Raw genomic sequence first — 17209 nt, forward strand, 5'->3', positions numbered from 1 at the left:
GCGGCTCCCGGCTGCGGGTCTGGGTGCGGTGGCTCACGGACGTGTGCTCCGATCTCGTGGGGTCCTGGCGGTGATGGCGTGCTCCCGGAGTCCGCCGTCCTGAGGCAGGACAACGCATTTGGCATGCGGGGAGACCGCCTGCGTCCGCCACGCCGACGGGAGGTCCTCGAGCGGGAAGGTGCGGACATCGACCCGCAGTTCGCCCCGCGCGAGGCAGGCCCAAAGCCAGGTCAGAGCTGCCTGCTTGGCCTGTAGCGGAGTGTGCAGACCGGCGAAGCCGGACAGGGTGAGTTGCTTGCCGCGCAACAACCCGGCGGGTATCCGCGCGGTCGCGCCGGCCGGATTGCCGACGTTGACGATCCGCGCCCGTGGTGCGCAGACCTGCAACGCCGCTTCCAGCGGCATCCCGTAGACGCCGTCGAGGACGACGTCCACCGGACCGGTCACCGCCCGCAACCGCTCTGCCAGTTCCTCAGCGCTCTCGCCCGCGCGCTGATCGACGGTCGCGTCGGCGCCGAGGGCCGGCAGACGCTCCAGCGCTGTGCGGTCGCGGGCCACGCCGATCACCCGGCCCGCGCCGCGCCGGTGCGCCACCTGCACCGCGAGCTGTCCGACCGCGCCCGTGGCCCCCAGCACCAGCACGGTCTCCCCGGAGCGGAGCGCTGCGTCCTCGACCAGAGGCATGAACGCCGCCGTGCCGGAGTTGCCGACGGCCGCGGCCTGTACCGGATCGATCCCCTCGGGCAGCGGCAGCAGATCCTCGTCGTCGACGAGCACCTGCGTGGCGAGGGAGCCGGGAGCGTCCGGTGAGGCGTGACACTCGGCGTAGACCCAGGCGCCGGGCTGATGCCGGTCGGAGGCGAGCACGACCCCCACGCACTCGCTGCCCGGTACGTACGGGGCTTCGTGACGCGCCGAATGGAACGTCCCCGACGCGATGACCAGGTCCAGCGGGTTCAACGGCGCGGCGACGACCGCCACGAGGGTGCTACCGGGCGTGCGCGGTGGCAGTGCGATCGAGCTCACTCGCGGCACGGCGCCCGGGGCGTCCACGACGGCCGCCCGGATCTCGCCCGGCGAGTCGGTGTCGTCGTGCGAGCGTGTGCTGCTCATCGTCCGGCTTGCCTCTCTGTGAACGTCATGGGGGAACCTGAGCCGGCGCCGCGGGCGGCGACGACGTTCGGCGCCTGGACCAGGGAACTCAGGCGTCCTTGTCCGGGGTGGGCGGGGCGAAGCGGTCCAAGGTGGTGATCCCCGCGAACTTGTGCGGCTGGGAACCGGCCATCAGCCGTCCGTAGTTCTCGGAGAGGGCCTCGAGGTTGAGAGCGCCGTGCAGGGTGATGACCCGTGCGTCGCGCCACGCTCGCTGGATCGGTTCGCTCTCCATGATCGCGGTCGAGCCGGAGTTCCTCTGCAGCAACTCGATCGCCTCCGCGCACCACTTGGCCGCGTAGGCCGTCTCGACGAGGACCCGGGCGCTGAAGCGCTGCATGTACTCGCCGTCGGCAGGAGTGCCGGCGGCGGCCAGCGCCCCGAGCCGGTCGGTCTCCTCCGCGTTGGCACGGGTCATCGCCGTAGCCGACTGGATCTTGGAATGCACCTCGGCGAGCATCAGATGCGTCATGGGCGCGTCCAGCTGGTTCTTGTACGTGGTGCCACGGACAGGCCGTCCGGCGGAGCGTTCGAGGAACCGCTCGAGCGCGCCCCGGGCGATACCGATCGACAGGCCCGCCATGAGGGTGAACGCCCAGCCGAGAGTGGGTGCCTTCCACAGCGAGCCCCCGAGGCCGTTGTCGAGGGTTCCACCGGTGACGTCACGGAAGTCGACGACGCGGTGTTCGGGTACGAACAGCTCGTCCTGCGCCAGCGTCGAGGAGACACTGCCGGTGCCGCGCATGCCGGCGACCTGCCAGTCGTCGAGGAAGCGGAGTTCGTCGCGCGGAACCTGAACGCCGACCAGATACGGGCCTTCACCGTCGTCGGCGATGCAGCCGAGGTTTGTGTAGGGCGCCCAGAGGGAGTCGCTGCCGAAGGTCCAGGGGCCGCCGGTGATGGTCCAGCCGCCGCCGGTCCGCTTCGCACGTCCCCGTGAGGCCGGGAAGTGGCTGGAGGCGGCGATGCGCGGGCCGACCCATTCCGGGGCGTAGACCTCCTTGACGACGCGGGCGCCCGAACCCGCGGGGATCCAGTTGGTGGAGGCGCCGACCCACACGATCCATCCGGCTGAGCCGTCCCACTTGGCTACCTCGGACACCACGTCGAGCTGCTGGCGCACGGTGAGTTCATGGCCGCCGAACTCGGCGGGGCTGCCGATGTCGAAGGCGCCGGTGGCGTCCAGGTCGGCGATGGTCTCGTCCGAATGGCGGCCCGCACGCTCCGCGTCCAGGGCGCGTTCGCGCAAGGTCGGCCCCAGCGCACGCACCTTGTCGAGGACCGCTTTCAGCCTGTCGGACGTGTCGGGAGACTCATTCATCGACGTCAACTCCTCTGTGGTTCGTCGTTCATGGGGCTTGTCGTTCATGGGTCATGGGCGCAGCCAGATGCGGCGGATGCCGACCAGACAGGTGTGGAGACGGATTCCTGTTCCGCGCCGCCGAAGAGCCGACGCTCGTCGGCGCGGATGCCGAACGCCTCGCACAGGAGCTGCCACATGGCGTCCTTGCCGCAGGCGATCTGCACACGAGGAGGCCCTCGAGTAACCCGCTTATTACCGCGCCTCGGAGGATTCGTTCGCCTGCGCGGCCGCGGGGTTGGGCCGGATCACCATCATGCTCGCCGGCAGGTTCGTCCGGTTCTCGACACTGCGGAGCGTCCCGGTCGTGAGCCGCACCGCGTCCAGGGGATGCAGGTCGTGGGTGTCGCCCTCGGCGTCGATCGTCAGTGTGCCGGTCAGGACGACGTACAGCGTCTCCATGGGGACGGGCGACATGTCGGCGCGTCCTCCGGGGAGGTAGTGCGACAGGGTTGCCGTCACGGCGCCGTCGTAGTCCTTGCCGCCGAAGAGATGGACGGGGCCGACGCCGTGGTGGCCGGCGGGCTGGAAGGGCTGGGCCTGGGGGAGCCGGGTGATGTCGATCGGCACGGTCATGAACTCGTTTCTGGCGGGCCTGTAGGGCAGAAGCGCGCGGCGGCTGAAGTCGACGGAGGGCGAACGAGGCTGCTGAGAAGCAGAGTCGGCGCCGTCCGGAAGGAAGGGCCTGTGCGTCGCACCGTAGGAGCCGCTCTCGCAAAGTGTCAACATTTAGCGCGGGAATCGCTGGGAGCGACTTGGCGCGCACGGCCGTGAGCCGGGTGGCCTGTTGGCGGGCGCGTCATTGGAGCGCGAGTAAAGCCCAAGTAAGTGGAGGGCGGAACGTGTCGTCGGTCTATCGCCGAACGGTTCGCGGGCTGTAGATGTCGATCATTCGCCCTGCTCCAAAGTGTTGACAGAAAATGTGGTGGCTCTCAATGATGGCTCTCAGGCCGCTGTCCCGTCCGACGCAGCCGAACCGCGCCTTCCCGTACGACAGCGCGTCGCTGTGATGACGTACCCCCAGCTCGGCGAGGTCCTTTCGATCCGCCTGGCTTCAGACACCCGATGAAGAAGAGGGACACACGCATGGTCAACGACGACAAGGCCGCAATCATCGAGGCCCTGAACATGTACGCCTTCGCGCTCGACGCACGTCAGTGGGATCTGTTCGACCGCGTTTTCACCGAGGACGTGGAGGCCGTCTTCGGTCCTGCCGGAGCGGCCTGGGTGGGTCTCGAGGAGTTCAAGACGTCCTTCGCCGGGTTCCACGACAGCCTCGACAGCCACGTTCACACGATGATGGGCCAACTGGTCAACGTCGACGGGGACAAGGCGAACGCCTTCAGCTACGGCAACTGGATCCTCGTGCGCGAGGCGGCCGAAGGCGGTCCCACCTGGACAGGAACCGGCTACTACGACGACGAGCTCGTCCGCACCGATGACGGCTGGCGCATCAAGCGTCGCGTCTGCCGACTGCTGTCGTGGACCGGTAACCCCTCGGTGCCCGAGCCGCAGCGCGAGCACCAGCCGGACATGAACGCGATCGGGTTGCACCAGATTGCCAAGAAGGGCGACATCACGTTCCTGAAGGCGATCACCAAGAACTAGACGGGGGTGCACCTGTGATTCTCGTGACCGCCGCGAACGGCAACCAAGGAAAGTGTCTCGTCCCGAGGCTGGTGGCAGCGGGAGCCGAGCTGCGCGCCTGTGTCCGCTCCGACGAGTCCGCGAAGGCGCTCCGCGCCGCCGGCGTGACCGACGTCCTGGTCGGCGATCTCGCCGATCCAGCGGTACTGGCGCGTGCCATGCGCGGCGTGGAGACGGTCTACTACGTCGGGCCCGCCCTTCATCCCGACGAGCGGACGACGGGGTTCGCCGCCATCGACATCGCGAAGCAGGCGGGCGTGCGGCACTTCGTGTTCAGCTCAGTGCTGCACGCGATCACCACGGACCTGATCCAGCACGAGATCAAGCGTGACATCGAGGAGCATCTGGTGTCGTCGGGCCTGGAGTTCACCATCCTCCAGCCGGCCAACTACATGCTGCGCCACCGGCTGCTCCCCGCCTTCCAGGACGCCGTCTTCCGCCTGTCGTGGTCGCTCGACCGCTACCAGTCGATGGTCGCCGTCGACGACGTGGCGGAGGTGGCGGCGGCCGTCGTGGCCGACCCTGGCAGGCATGAGGGTGCCACCTACGAGCTCGTCGCACCTGGTCGCTACACGGCGTACGACCTCGCCCGAGTCATCTCCGAGGTGACGGGGCGTGAGGTCACCGCCGAGGAGATCGACTCGACGGTCTTCCTCAAGGCGTCCCTCGGCGTCGAGAACCTCGACGAGGTGCCCTACCAGGCCGAGGTGTTGCGCGCGATCAGCGCCCGCTACAGCAGCCACGATTTCATCGGGAACCCCAACGTGCTCACGTGGCTGCTCGGTCGGCGGCCCACGACCTTCGAGCAGTTCGTCCGCAGGGAGTTCCACGCCTTCCAAGAACGGACGGAGAAGCCATGCCCGGCTCCATAGACGCCACCCTTTTCCGCGAGACCCTGGGCCACTATCCGACCGGGGTGGCCGTCGTCACGACAGCGACGGACGACGGGACACCGGATGGCATGGTCGTCGGAACCTTCTCGTCGGTCTCCCTCGATCCACCGCTGATCGCCTTCTACCCGGCGAGCAACTCGCGCACCTTCGCGCGGCTCCGGACCGCCTCGGCGTTCTGCGTCAACGTCCTGGCATCCGACCAGGAGCCGCTCTGCCGGCAGATCGCGACCAGGCGAGAAGACAAGTTCGACGGTGTGGGCTGGCGGGCCGGCCCGCTGGGTTCGCCCATCCTCGAGGGAGCGGTGTCGTGGATCGAGTGCACGTTTGAGGAGGTCCGTGAAGCGGGGGACCACTTCATCGTCCTGGGCCGGGTCCACGGTCTCACCGTCGAACGGTCGACGCTGCCGCTGCTCTTCTTCCAGGGCGGCTACGGGCGGTTCTCACCCGGGTCCTTCGTCGCCGCCCCCGACCCCGAGCTGATCCAGGCGGCGCACCTCGCCGAGACCATCAGGGCTCAGGTCGAGGAGCTCAGCACCGAGTTCTCGGTCAACTGCAGTGTCCTTGCCAGAATCCGCGACGACGCGGTCCAAGTGCTCGCCACCAACCAGGGATCCGCCAGTGACTCACCCCCGCTCGGGCACCGGCAACCGGTGATTCCTCCGATGGGAGCCGTGTTCATGGTGGACGAGGGCCCGGCGGCGGTCGACGAGTGGCTGCGACGCGCACCGGACGACAGTCGTGAGAGCCGTGAACTCTACAGTGCGCTGCTCGACAGGGTCCGCGAGCGCGGCTATTCCCTCCTTGCGACAGAGCCGCACCTGCTCGAGCGTCATCGGGCGGCGCTGTCCGCGTTCGAGCAGTCCGACCGTCTGCCGAGCCAGGAACGCGCAGTCCGACAGGCGACCGCGAAGCTGGCCGAACTCTTCTGCCCCGACCTGGTGCCGGGACGGAGCTACGACCTCGCTTCGATCGTCGTCCTGATCCCGACGAAGGCCGACCTGCCCCCGATGGCTCTGCGTATGACCGGGCTGCCCGGTGCCGCATCGACGGCTCAGGTCGAGTCGTGGATCGACGGCCTCAAACGGGTGGCCCGGAGCGTGCCTTCCACACCCTGACCACCCATCCCCTACGCGACCGTTCGTCCGGCTCTCGGCGGCGGCGGGGAACCCGGGGTCTCAGGGGCGCGGGCGTCGAGGGTCTGCCGCACCGTGGGCGTGGCCAGGGGAGCGTCGCCGACGGCACCGAGGACGGATCGCAGCTGATGCAGGGCGTCGAGCAATGTCGTGGACGGAACTGCGGAGAGGGTGCGGTGGATCGCCGTGGTCACCGCGGAGGTCGTGTCCAGAGCGGTGGAGACCCCCGTAAGTGTCCGCCGGACGTTGTGACTCCGCCTGTCCACGGGGTCCGGAACACGGGAGACAAGACCGCGGGCATCGAGTCGGCGCAGGACGTTGCTCAGTCCGCCAGTGGTCAACAGCAGCCGGTCCGCGCCGAGGGCGAGCACCCCGAAGCCGGAGGCGCCGGCGTCCGAGGGCGGCCGGAGCAGGCGCGGCGGCAGGCCGGCCGAGGGGCAGCCGGTGATCGACCGGGCGTTCGCGGTGCTGGGCACCTTCGACGGTGACCATCGTGCGCAGACGCTCGCCGAACTCGCACAGCGCAGTGGCACGCCTCGCAGCAGTGCGCTGCGGCTGGTCCGCTCGCTGGTGGGGTGGGCGCGCTGGAACGTCTCGACGACGGGCGTTACGTCGTGGGGCTGCGGTTGCTGGAGACCGTGTCGCTGGCGCCGCGCGGGCACGGGCTGCGGGCGGTCGCCATGCCGTTCATGGAAGACCTCTTCCACGTCACCCGTCAGCATGTGCTGCTCGCCGTCCGGGAGCAGGGCGAGGCGCTGCTCGTGGGACGGTTGTCGGCCCGGGACGCCGGTCCCGTGCACTACCGCGTCGGGGGTCGGCTGCCCCTGGCGTTCACCGGCGTGGGCCTTGTGCTGCTGGCGTTCGCCCCGCCGGCCGTCCAGGACACGGCCATCGCCGCCTACGAGCCGCACCAGGGTGACGACGACCTCCGCACCCCCGCCGAGCTGCGGCGTGTGCTCGCGGAGATCAGACGCGGTGACTACGCCGTCGGACACCAGAGCAGTCCCCGGCCGGCGAGCACCGTGGCCGCGCCCGTGCGCGAGGGCGAGGAGGTGGTGGCGGCGCTGTCGGTCGTGACACCCGGCACCGGCACGCAGCATTCCGAGTACGTGCCCGCGTTCCGGGCGACGGCCCGCGCGATCTCGCGGCGGCTCACCGAGGACAGCGGCAGGGCCGACAGGGGCGAAGGGTACGGGGGCCGGCGCCGGTGACGGCGTTGGGGCGTCCGCACGGGACATGCGCGGTCTCCGGTCATCGGCGAGGCAACGGCGGGTGCCCGACGCGGCGGACGCCGGGCGGCCTCGGCCCGCGCCTGTTGCGGCCGGGCGCGGCAGGTGTGGCCGGTGTCGCGGGCGCACCTGTCTCCCGTCCCGCCCCGGTGTGCCAGATGGATCAGAAGGAGTCCAGGTCACGGGCGAACGTCGTCGGTCCCTTGAAGTGCCGGCGGATGCTCCGTCGCGCATCCGGGACGGCTCCGTCGCTCATGCCGATGTGCGTCAGCGCGAGCGAGCCGACCGCGGCACGCCGGGCGAGCAGTCCGACCTGGTCCGCGGTGAGGTGCTCCTGCTCGAAGTGGGCACGTATGCCCGCCAGTTGTTCCGAGGTCAGGTCAGGACGCCCGGCGATCAGTTGCCGCAGCGCGTCTTCCACGTCGATGATCTCGCTGACCAGCAGGTCCGCTCCCTGCGCGAGGTGTTCGACGGCCGTGCTGGGCCCGGTGTCTCCCGTGAAGACGATCGTCCGCCGTGCGGATTCGAACCGGTAGGACAGCGACGGTGAAGCGGTGGCTCGTACCGAGTCCGCGGGTCCGTAGTGCGTGTTGATTGTGGCGCGCACCTTCACCCCGTCCACCTCGATGGTGTTCTCCGGGTCGATCTCGATGACTTCCTGGGTCGAACCACGCCCCTGGGCCAGGTCGTGGAGCGGTTGCTGACCGGCGAGGATGCCGTCGACGGTGCGGCGCGTGCCGGCGGGTCCGTAGATGACGAGGGTTCCCGGATCCGCCAGCTGGAAGCGCCGCCCGATGAGCGCCCACAGGCCGCCCGTGTGGTCGATGTGCAGGTGGCTGAGGAACACCGTCCGCACGTCCTCCAGCGCGATGCCTGCCTTGGCGATCTGGTCGACGACGCCGTCTCCCGCGTCGACCAGGACGTACGCGTTCGCGGTACGCAGAAGGTGGGCCGGCTGCGCGCGGTGCGCATCGGGGATGGGGCCTGACGCGGTGCCGAGGGTGGTCCAGGTCATGGATTCGTGGGGTGTGCGCGCTGTGGCCCCATGGCCTTTGGCCGGTTCCTTCTGCGCGGCGGCCGCGGGCGTCGCGAGGGTCGTGGTGGCGGCGAGCGCGGTGGTGCCCGCTCCGGCCGTGGCGGCCAGGACGGAGCGCCGGGACGGGCCGTTTCCTGCCGCGCCGCGGGTGTCGAACTCCGTTGGCGGAGTGGTGTGTTGCGGCTCGGGGGTGTCGTTCTGGCCGGCTGTCGAGGGCATGGTCATGGCAGCAGCTCCTGGTGTCGCTCCTCGTACGGGCGGTGGTCGGGCAGCCGTACGGGGCCGGATCGTGGGGTGGTTCGTAGGGGGCCTCGGCCCGTCCGTGCAGGCCCGCACAGGGCGGAGCCGATGCGGGTGGCTCAGATGTCCCACCAGTCGAAACTGCGCGTGGGTACGTGCATGGTCTGCGCGCGGTCGAGGCGGGCGAGTTGGCCGCGGTGGAAGATCAGGGGCTTCCGGTGCCCGTCGGCAGCGGCCAGCGACCGTACCCGGCCCGTCACCGCCACATGGTCGCCCGCGGGGAAGCTGTCCTCGACGTCGCACTCGATCCAGGCGGCCGCGGCCTGCAGTCGCGGCGGCGCCGTGGCCGACTGCTCCCACCGGCCGGTGGCGAACCGGTCCGCCGCCCGTCCGGCGAACGCCGCGCACACCGCCTGCTGGTCCTCGGCCAGCACGTTCACGCAGAACCGCCCGGCGCCGATGATCGCCGCGGCGCTGGCCGACTGCCGGCCGCCGTAGAACACCACCAGGGGCGGATCGAGGGAGACGGAGGTGAAGCTGCCCACCGTGACGCCCACCGAGCCCTGCGGTGTCGTGGCGGTCACCACGCACACAGAGGTCGGCGCGTGGCCGAGTACGCGGCGGAACACGGCGGGGTCACCCGTCGTTGTGGGCAGGTCTGTTGGAGCAAGGGCGGATGCGGACACATCGACCTCCAGGGGAGCGGGAGCCGGGCCGTGCGCCGGCGGCGGGCAGGCGGCCTCGGCGGGTCACTCCAGTGATTCCACGGTTGCCTCCTGATGGCATTGGGCCGGGCGGCCAAGGCGACCGTGCGGTGTTGGGCGCCCGGCTCAAACGTCCGCCCCTCTGGTCCGGCGGCCCAAACAGCGGGGCGAACTCTGCGGTCCCGGACACAGGACAGCGGCGTCACAGCGCAGTGGAATCCCGGTAGCGACGTCTCGCCGTGAGAGACGCCGCCACATGAGCCGCGAACAGCCGGAGGACTTCATGACCACCACCACGCCCGGACCCCAGAGCGTCGCCGCGACGCTGAAGAAGAGCGCGGAGGGGCTGGTGCCGCTGCTGCGGGAGAACGCCGGCCGCACGGAAGCGGACCGGAGGATCGCCGAGGAGAACATCGCGGCCCTGACCGAGGCCGGACTGTTCCGGATGACGGTGCCGCGGCGGTTCGGCGGTCACGAGGTGGACTTCCGGACCTTCCTGGAGATCACCTCCGAACTGTCCCGCGGATGCGGGTCGACCGCCTGGGTGGCGACCCTGATCAACGTCTGCAACTGGTTGGTCGGCCTGTACCCCGAGCAGGCCCAGCAGGAGGTGTGGGGCGACGACCCCGACGCCCGGGTGTGCGGGGTGGTGGCGCCCAGCGCCACCAGCCGGGCCGTCGAGGGCGGACAGGTCGTCACCGGGCGCTGGGGTTTCGCCTCGGGCAGCCTGCACTCCCAGTGGGCCAGCCTGGGCATCCCGGTCGTCGACGCCTCCGGCCAGCAGATCGACCAGGGCGCCGCGCTCATCCCGATGGGCGACCTGACGATCGAGGACACCTGGTACGTGGCCGGGATGCGGGGCACGGGCAGCAACACCCTCGTCGCCGACGAGGTCTTCGTCCCCGACCACCGCATCCTGTCGGTGACCCGGGCCGTACAGGGCACCTATCCGACCGAGCACACCGAGGAGACCCTGTACCGCTCGGCGCTGGTTCCGGTGCTCGCGCTGGTGCTGGCGGGCCCGCAAGTGGGCCTGGCGCAGGCGGGGATGGACGTGGTCACCGCCTCGCTCGCCAAGGGCAAGGGCATCTCGTACACCTTCTACGAGAAGTCCAGTGAGGCTCCGTCCACGCAGATCCAGATGGCGGACGCCGCTCAGTTGATCGACACCGCGCGTCTGCACCTGATGCGGGCGGCCGACGACATCGACACGTGGGCAGCCTCCGGTGAGTACATGCCGTTCGAGACGCGGGCACGGGTGCGCATGGACACCGGGTACGTGGCCCGCCGGTCCCGCGAGGCCCTCGACCTCCTGCTGAGCGTCCAGGGCGCCGGAAGCTTCGCCGAGGCCAACCCGCTGCAGCGGATCTGGCGGGACCAGGAGACGGGCAGTCGGCACGCGGTGATCAACCCGGCCATCGCGGGCGAGCTGTACGGGCGGGCGCTCCTGGGCATCGAGGAGCAGGTCACTCCGCTGATCTGACTCCCTCAACCGGAACGGCGAGACGCACTGCTATGCACCCCACCCATGTCCTGCCTCATGTCCCGTCGCAGGACAGCGGTCCCCAGGACCCGCGCGGCATCCAGGGCCGTTATCGTTTCGGGCAACCGGGCGGCCAGGTCGTGCCCGAGCAGCTTCTGTACCTGTTTGACGCGGTAGGTGACGGTGTTGCGTGCCACGTGGAGGTGCGCGGCAGCTACGTTCAGGCTGCGCTCGTGGCGCAGGTACAGGCGGGCGGTCTCACGCAGTTGCCGCGTGTGCGCGTCGTCCACGGCCAGCGCGCCGAGTTCGTCGCTCACGAAGCGGCGCAGCGCGGGCAGGTCGATGGAGAGAAGGGCCGCGGTCTCGATGTCCTGGTAGTCGATGACCTGTCCGGTGCCGTGCGGGTTGAGCTGCGCGACGCGGGCGGCGTGCTGGGCGTCCTCGTGGGAGTGGCGGAAGCCGGACAGGCCCTCGCGCACGGAGCCGCAGGCGAACCGGATGTCGGCGGGGAGATCCGGCTCGCGTTCCCGGGTCGTGGACGGTGCGGGATGGGGGCTGCCCCAGGCCCACACCGTGGTCCCGCCGATGGGCACGACCAGTACGGAGGTGCAGCCGCGTCGGCGGAGCAGTTCGGCGGCGGCGGACTGTACGTCGCTCGTGGCCTCGGCCCGGGGAGCGTCGCACCATGCGATGAGGGCCAACTGGGGTCCGTCCAAAGGGTGGTCCAGCACCTGGCCGGCTTCCCACGGCCGGATCGGTTCGCCGTCGAGAATGAGGCGCACGGTTTCCTCGCGGGCCGCCGCACCGCTGGTGATCCATCGGTCGTGCTCGGCAAGGTACTCCGCGGTCATGTGGGAGGAGAACACGTCCATGTAGCCGAAGAGCAGTTCGGAGACGCGACGGAACTGCTCCGCCAGTTCGTCCGGTCGGACGAGATCCTGGCACGCGGTCATCAGCGATCGTGCCAGAGCCGCATGGGCTACCCGGATGCCGCGCAGGACCTTGTCCAGGGCGATGCGGCGTCGGGCGAACTCACGGTCGCCCAGCAAGGACTCCTCGGGCACAGGCCGGTCGGCCGAGGGATCGGCGAGCAGCACAAGCGCATCCAGTGTCGCGGCTTCCGTACCCATGCGCAGCGTCTCGAAGGGGCCTTCGCCTCCACCGAGGTCGGGCACCTCGTCGAGGATGAGGCGGGCCAGATCGCTGCCGGTCCGAACGGCCCAGGCCGCCGGTTCGGGGCCCAGGCGTTCCGTGGCCTCGGCGATACTGCTCGCCGAGCTGGCGGGCGCGTACGGTGCCTCGCTGCCGGGGGGTGGTGCGAGCCGGTAGATCCAGGAGGAGGGGCCGGAGGATTCCTGAGCCGTCATGACGCCGTCCTTGCCGTCGTGAAAGCAGCGTGCGCTGCGCTGGTCACCGCCGGGTCGCTGCCGCGCATCAGGTTCTCGGGGAGCGCGTCGTGCGTCCGGACGGTGGTGGGTCGAGGCGGCCGGCCCGCGACGGTCAACGCCGGGCGCGGCTCGGGCGGAGGGAACTCCGGACAGGACCTAAGGCAACGCGCCGGCATCTTTCTCGATCACCGTACGCAGAGCCTCGGACGTGCGGTCGATGTGCCCGGCGAGCAGCCGGGCGGCTTCGTCCGCGTCCCGGCGCACCACCGCGTCGACGAGCCGCTTGTGCTCACCCGGCACATCGCGGTCGACGTCGTGGCCCACAGGCCGGGACCAGTGCCGGTACAGGGTGGCCGCGTCCCGCAGGGTGAGGGCCGCGGCCAGCAGTCGGCCGTTGCCGCAGGCTTCCAGCAGGGTCTGGTGGAAGCGCTCGTGCACGGTGAACCACTCGCTGTTCATGGTGCCGTCGGGCCGTACTCCTTCGGTGCCGGCCAGGTGGTGGTGGGCCGCGACCACGGCCGCCTCCCACGTGATGTCGCCGCGCTCGATGGCCCGGCGCAGGACCAGCGTCTCGATCTCGATCCGTGCCTCGGTGAGTTCGTTGAGGTCCGTCAGGGACACCGTGACCACGCGGAAGCCCTGCTGGGGGGCGGCGTGGACGAGGCCCTGCTCGGACAGGCGCGTCAGGGCCTCACGCACGACCGACTGGCTGACCGAGAACCGCTGCGCCAGCTCCACGAGACGCAGCCGCTGACCGGGGCTGAACACCCCTTGGAAGATCTCTTCGCGGATTCTCGCGTAGACGATGCCGCCTCTAGTTGCTTTCTCACCAGCCATGGCCACACACCGTAGCAGTGAACGACATGGTAAGAAATTATCGTTAATTTATTGCTTCACCGAGATTTCATCGCAACACTGCAACCGCAGACATCAACACGGCACGGAGGAACCCCATGCGCTTGGCACACATCGACGAACGACTGGTCATCAAGGGCCCCGAGGGCTACATCGACGTAGCGGAGGCGAGCGGGGGACGCTTCGGCCCCGACCCGCAGACGGCGCTCGCCGACTGGGAGGCGTTCTCGTCCTGGACGCGGGAGTACCTGGCGTCATCGCGGGCGGCGCAGGCCCCCGTCGTCGCTGCGGACGCCGGCGCGGTGTGGGGTCCGCCCGTTCCGCGTCCGGCCCAGATCTTCGCGGTCGGCCTCAACTACCGTGACCACATCGCCGAGTCGAACCTCGAGGTGCCCGCCGAGCCGGCCGTCTTCACCAAGTTCCGTACGTCCCTGACCGGCCACGAAGCTGCGGTGGCCCTCCCCGACGGCCTGGTCGACTGGGAGGCCGAACTCGTCGTCGTCATCGGCCGCGACTGCCACCGCGCCACTCGCGAGACCGCGTGGTCGTACGTCGCCGGGCTCAGCGTGGGACAGGACCTCTCGGAGCGGCGGCTCCAACTGACCGGCCCCGCACCGCAGTTCTCCCTGGGTAAGTCCCACCCGGGGTTCGCCCCGGTCGGCCCGGAGCTGGTCAGCACCGACGAGTTCGACGACCCCGACGACCTGGAGCTCGGCTGCCGACTGGAGGGCGGCGAGGTCCTGCAGAAGAGCCGTACCTCCGCGATGGTCTTCGATGTCCCCGAACTCGTCACCCGGCTGTCGGCCGTGTGCCCGCTGCTGCCGGGTGACCTGATCTTCACCGGAACCCCGGCCGGTGTCGGCGGCACCCGCACGCCGCCGAAGTTCCTCGCGCCCGGGGACGTCCTCGTCACGTGGATCGAGGGCGTCGGCACCCTGCGCAGCCCGATGACCGCGTCCTGAACGACACCTCCCCGCGCGCGAAGGAGCCGCAACCGTGTCACTGCACCGACTGACCCAGATCGTCATGGGTGTGCCGAACGTAGAGCAGACGGCCGCCTATTACGCCGACTTCGGGCTCACCCCCGTACCCGACCTTCCGGACACCACCACCCGCTCACCCCACCCCGCACAGGTCTTCGCGACCGCCGACGGGGGCGAGCAACTGCGTATCGTGCACACCCCGCGCCGCCGACTGGTCGAGCTCGGCGTGGGCGCCGACGATCCGGACGACCTCGACCGGGTCGCCGCCTCCCTCGCCCGCCTCGACATACCGGTCCAGCGCGCGGCCGGCGCCCTGACGGCCGTCGACCCGGGCACCGAGGTCCTCGTCCGCGTCCACCTCGCCCCGCGCCTCGCCCAGCCTCCCGCGCACACGGCCCCGTACAACGCGCCGGGCGTCGACGCCCGCCTCCACGAGCGTGCTCCGGGCATCCTGCGTGAAGACCCGGTCCGCCCGCGCAAGTTGGGCCATGTCGTTCTCGGCTCCACCGACCAGGAGACGTCGCAGCGCTTCTTCCAGGAGGGCATCGGCTTCAAGGTCAGCGACACGGTCAAGGGCCTGGCCGCCTTCATGCGCTGCTCCACCGATCACCACAACGTGCTCGTGCAGCAGGCTCCCGTGGCCTTCCTGCACCACACCTCCTGGCAGGTCGACGACGTCGACGAGATCGGCCGCGGCGCCTCCGCCATGCTGGAGGCCGACCCCGACCGCCACACCTGGGGCCTGGGCCGCCACTACATCGGCTCGAACTTCTTCTGGTACCTCAAGGACCCGGCCGGCACGTTCTCCGAGTACTACTCCGACCTCGACTGCATCGTCGACGACGCCCTGTGGAAGCCCGGCGACTTCGAGGGCGCCAAGTCCCTGTGGGCCTGGGGCCCGCCGCCGCCCGCGTCGTTCCTCGCCCCCGACGACCTGGCCGCCCTGATGACCGGCGCCCACACCCCGGCCGGAGGCGAGGCACGGTGAACACCCCACAGGCCCGCGAGGCCGCCGAACCGGTCTGGCTGCCCGACCCGGCGCAAGCGCAGCGCTCACGCCTCGCGCGGTTCACCGACTTCGTCGCCCGGCGCACCGGCGTGACCCATGCCGACTACGCCTCCCTGTGGTCATGGTCGGTGCGGGACCTGCCCGGGTTCTGGTCGGCCGTCGCCGACTTCTTCGACCTGCGCACCACCGGTGAACGGGAGTGCGTCCTGGACGACGCCCCGATGCCGCACACACGGTGGTTCCCCGGCGCCCGGGTGAACTACGCCGAGCACGCCCTGCGCACCGGCGAACCCGACGAGAACGCGGTGATCTCGATCGGCGAGGACGGCACGACGACATACACCAGCTGGGCCGAACTGCGCTCCCAGGTCGGCGCGTTGGCCGCATGGCTGCGCCGACAGGGCGTCACACCCGGGGACCGCGTGGTCGGCTACCTGCCCAACACCCTCCACTCGGTGGTCGCGTTCCTGGCCTCGGCGAGCGTCGGCGCCGTGTGGTCGGCCTGCGGACAGGACTACGGGGCCGACGGTGCAGCCACCCGCTTCGCCCAGCTGGAACCGGTCGTGCTGTTCGCCGCCGACGGCTACCGCTGGAACGGCCGCGAACACGACCGCCGCGCCCAGTCCGCCGCGCTGCGCGACGCGTTGCCGTCCGTCCGCGTTACGGTCCAGGTCCCGAACCTCGGCCTGGCCACCACCCCGGTCGCCTCGGCCGGCACCTCGGACGAGGAGACGGTGCGCTGGGAGGACGCGCTGGCCGATCCCGCGCCGTGCGACTTCGAGCAACTGCCCTTCGACGCACCGCTGTGGGTGCTGTTCTCCTCCGGCACCACCGGCACCCCCAAAGGCATCGTCCACGGACACGGCGGCGTCCTGCTCGACCACCACCGACTCCTCGGCCTGCACCTCGACCTCGGTCCCGGCAGCCGCTTCTGCTGGTACACGACGACCAACTGGATGATGTGGAACCTGGTCGCCTCCGGCCTGCTGGTCGGCGCGACGATCGTGCTCTACGACGGCAGTCCCGCGTATCCGGGCCCGCAGCGCCTGTGGGAACTGGCCGCCGAGCACCGCACCGACGTCCTCGGCGTCAGCCCCGGCTACCTCCAGGCCTCCGCCAAGGCCGACCTGGAACCCGGACGCGACCTCGACCTGTCCGCACTGCGCGTCCTCGGCTCCACGGGCGCACCCCTGCCCGCCCAGTCGTACCACTGGGTCCGCGACCACGTGGGCGACCGCGTCCAGACCGCCTCCACCAGCGGCGGCACCGACATCGTCAGCGGCTTCGCCGGCAGCGCCCCCACCACACCCGTCTGGTCAGGCGAGATCTCCGCCCCGTTCCTGGGCGTGGCACTCGAGGCGTTCGACGCCGACGGCCGACCGGTCACCGGCGAGGTCGGCGAACTCGTGGTCACCCGGCCCATGCCGTCGATGCCGCTGTACTTCTGGAACGACCCCGACGGCAGCCGCTACCACCAGGCGTACTTCGCCTCCTACCCCGGCGTGTGGCGGCACGGGGACTGGACGACCCGCACCGCGCACGGCAGTGTCATCGTCTCCGGCCGCTCCGACTCCACGCTCAACCGGCACGGAGTACGACTGGGCAGCGCCGACATCTACGCCGTCACCGACGAACTGCCCGGCATCCGCGAGTCCCTCGTCATCGGCGCCGAACTCCCCGACGGGGACTACTGGATGCCGCTGTTCGTCGTCCTCGAACCCGGCCACGAACTTACCGACGCGCTGCGAGACACCATCACGACCACCATCCGCACACATGCCTCGCCCCGGCACGTCCCCGACACCATCATCGACGTACCCGCCCTGCCCCACACCCGTACCGGCAAGAAGCTCGAAATCCCCGTCAAACGCCTGCTGCAGGGCGCCGACATCAGTCAGGTCGCGAGCCGCGAAGCCGTCGACGACATCGCGGCGCTGGAGTACTTCACCCGGTTCGCACGAACCGCGTCCCGTACCGGCTCCACGGACCACACCGCCAAGACGAACGCCGCTCCCTGAACACCGGGCCGTGCCGGGCGAGAGGCGAGCCCCCACCGCTCCTCCGTGCGGCAAGGAGCCGCTGTACGCCCCAGTTCAC

General features: G+C 70.4%; 17 protein-coding genes and 1 pseudogene. 9 read left to right on the forward strand and 9 right to left on the reverse strand.

Annotated features, from left to right (window positions below; genetic code table 11):
• Positions 1-33 precede the first annotated feature (33 nt).
• From ACIRHA_RS03270 to ACIRHA_RS03285, 4 genes are all read right to left on the reverse strand, one after another.
• Positions 34-1113 carry a zinc-binding alcohol dehydrogenase family protein gene (locus tag ACIRHA_RS03270; RefSeq protein ID WP_403839276.1) on the reverse strand — a complete coding sequence of 360 codons (1080 nt, stop codon included), beginning with the start codon at positions 1111-1113 and terminating at the stop codon, positions 34-36.
• Positions 1114-1201: 88 nt separating this feature from the next.
• Complete coding sequence (locus ACIRHA_RS03275; protein ID WP_403839278.1) at positions 1202-2473, reverse strand: acyl-CoA dehydrogenase family protein; 1272 nt, start codon at positions 2471-2473, stop codon at positions 1202-1204.
• 44 nt (positions 2474-2517) lie between these two features.
• Complete coding sequence (locus ACIRHA_RS03280) at positions 2518-2679, reverse strand: hypothetical protein (RefSeq protein WP_403839280.1); 162 nt, start codon at positions 2677-2679, stop codon at positions 2518-2520.
• A gap of 28 nt (positions 2680-2707) precedes the next feature.
• Positions 2708-3088, reverse strand: coding sequence for a cupin domain-containing protein (locus tag ACIRHA_RS03285; protein ID WP_403839282.1), 381 nt, complete (start codon positions 3086-3088; stop codon positions 2708-2710).
• 510 nt (positions 3089-3598) lie between these two features.
• Between ACIRHA_RS03285 and ACIRHA_RS03290 the strand changes: the two genes are divergently transcribed.
• Genes ACIRHA_RS03290 through ACIRHA_RS03300 form a run of 3 tightly spaced genes read left to right on the forward strand, consistent with a single transcriptional unit; the run spans position 3599 to position 6167 of the window.
• Positions 3599-4120: a nuclear transport factor 2 family protein gene (locus ACIRHA_RS03290; RefSeq protein ID WP_403839284.1), complete on the forward strand. Its 522-nt coding sequence runs from the start codon at positions 3599-3601 to the stop codon at positions 4118-4120.
• Between the two features lie 14 nt (positions 4121-4134).
• The gene (locus ACIRHA_RS03295; RefSeq protein WP_403839286.1) at positions 4135-5031 is read left to right on the forward strand and encodes an SDR family oxidoreductase; all 897 of its coding nucleotides are present in this window, start codon (positions 4135-4137) and stop codon (positions 5029-5031) included.
• Positions 5016-6167, forward strand: a complete 1152-nt coding sequence (locus ACIRHA_RS03300) for a flavin reductase (protein WP_403839288.1) — start codon at positions 5016-5018, stop codon at positions 6165-6167. Before ACIRHA_RS03295 ends, ACIRHA_RS03300 begins: the two co-directional genes overlap by 16 nt.
• Positions 6168-6178: 11 nt before the next feature.
• On the opposite strand, the gene ACIRHA_RS03305 is transcribed toward ACIRHA_RS03300, so the two are convergent.
• Positions 6179-6661, reverse strand: coding sequence for a MarR family winged helix-turn-helix transcriptional regulator (locus tag ACIRHA_RS03305; RefSeq protein ID WP_403839290.1), 483 nt, complete (start codon positions 6659-6661; stop codon positions 6179-6181).
• Here ACIRHA_RS03305 and ACIRHA_RS03310 point away from each other — a divergent pair.
• Positions 6651-6701: pseudogene (locus ACIRHA_RS03310) on the forward strand (hypothetical protein); the annotation flags it as partial. The gene ACIRHA_RS03305 and the pseudogene ACIRHA_RS03310 sit on opposite strands and share 11 nt — an antisense overlap.
• Positions 6702-6760: 59 nt before the next feature.
• Entirely contained in the window at positions 6761-7396 is a 636-nt protein-coding gene (locus ACIRHA_RS03315; protein ID WP_403839292.1) for an IclR family transcriptional regulator, read from the forward strand.
• A 181-nt stretch (positions 7397-7577) separates the two neighbouring features.
• Here ACIRHA_RS03315 and ACIRHA_RS03320 read toward each other — a convergent pair whose 3' ends face one another.
• Complete coding sequence (locus ACIRHA_RS03320; RefSeq protein WP_403839294.1) at positions 7578-8675, reverse strand: MBL fold metallo-hydrolase; 1098 nt, start codon at positions 8673-8675, stop codon at positions 7578-7580.
• Positions 8676-8809: 134 nt separating this feature from the next.
• Complete coding sequence (locus ACIRHA_RS03325; protein ID WP_403839296.1) at positions 8810-9376, reverse strand: flavin reductase family protein; 567 nt, start codon at positions 9374-9376, stop codon at positions 8810-8812.
• Positions 9377-9677: 301 nt separating this feature from the next.
• Between ACIRHA_RS03325 and ACIRHA_RS03330 the strand changes: the two genes are divergently transcribed.
• A complete protein-coding gene (locus ACIRHA_RS03330) occupies positions 9678-10877 on the forward strand; it encodes an acyl-CoA dehydrogenase family protein (protein ID WP_403839298.1) in 1200 nt (399 codons plus the stop codon).
• 5 nt (positions 10878-10882) lie between these two features.
• Here ACIRHA_RS03330 and ACIRHA_RS03335 read toward each other — a convergent pair whose 3' ends face one another.
• Both ACIRHA_RS03335 and ACIRHA_RS03340 read right to left on the reverse strand, forming a co-directional pair.
• Positions 10883-12244: a PucR family transcriptional regulator gene (locus ACIRHA_RS03335; protein ID WP_403839300.1), complete on the reverse strand. Its 1362-nt coding sequence runs from the start codon at positions 12242-12244 to the stop codon at positions 10883-10885.
• 177 nt (positions 12245-12421) lie between these two features.
• Positions 12422-13102, reverse strand: a complete 681-nt coding sequence (locus tag ACIRHA_RS03340; RefSeq protein WP_403839302.1) for a GntR family transcriptional regulator — start codon at positions 13100-13102, stop codon at positions 12422-12424.
• Between the two features lie 116 nt (positions 13103-13218).
• Here ACIRHA_RS03340 and ACIRHA_RS03345 point away from each other — a divergent pair, with 116 nt between their 5' ends.
• Genes ACIRHA_RS03345 through ACIRHA_RS03355 form a run of 3 tightly spaced genes read left to right on the forward strand, consistent with a single transcriptional unit; the run spans position 13219 to position 17130 of the window.
• A complete protein-coding gene (locus tag ACIRHA_RS03345; protein WP_403839304.1) occupies positions 13219-14082 on the forward strand; it encodes a fumarylacetoacetate hydrolase family protein in 864 nt (287 codons plus the stop codon).
• 34 nt (positions 14083-14116) lie between these two features.
• On the forward strand, positions 14117-15091 hold the full coding sequence (locus tag ACIRHA_RS03350; RefSeq protein ID WP_403839306.1) for a VOC family protein: 975 nt from the start codon (positions 14117-14119) through the stop codon (positions 15089-15091).
• Positions 15088-17130, forward strand: a complete 2043-nt coding sequence (locus ACIRHA_RS03355; RefSeq protein ID WP_403839308.1) for an acetoacetate--CoA ligase — start codon at positions 15088-15090, stop codon at positions 17128-17130. The genes ACIRHA_RS03350 and ACIRHA_RS03355 overlap by 4 nt, the downstream gene beginning before the upstream one ends.
• Positions 17131-17209: the final 79 nt, after the last annotated feature.

The sequence above is a fragment of the Streptomyces sp. NPDC102360 genome (assembly GCF_044766085.1).
Taxonomy (GTDB): Bacteria; Actinomycetota; Actinomycetes; order Streptomycetales; family Streptomycetaceae; genus Streptomyces.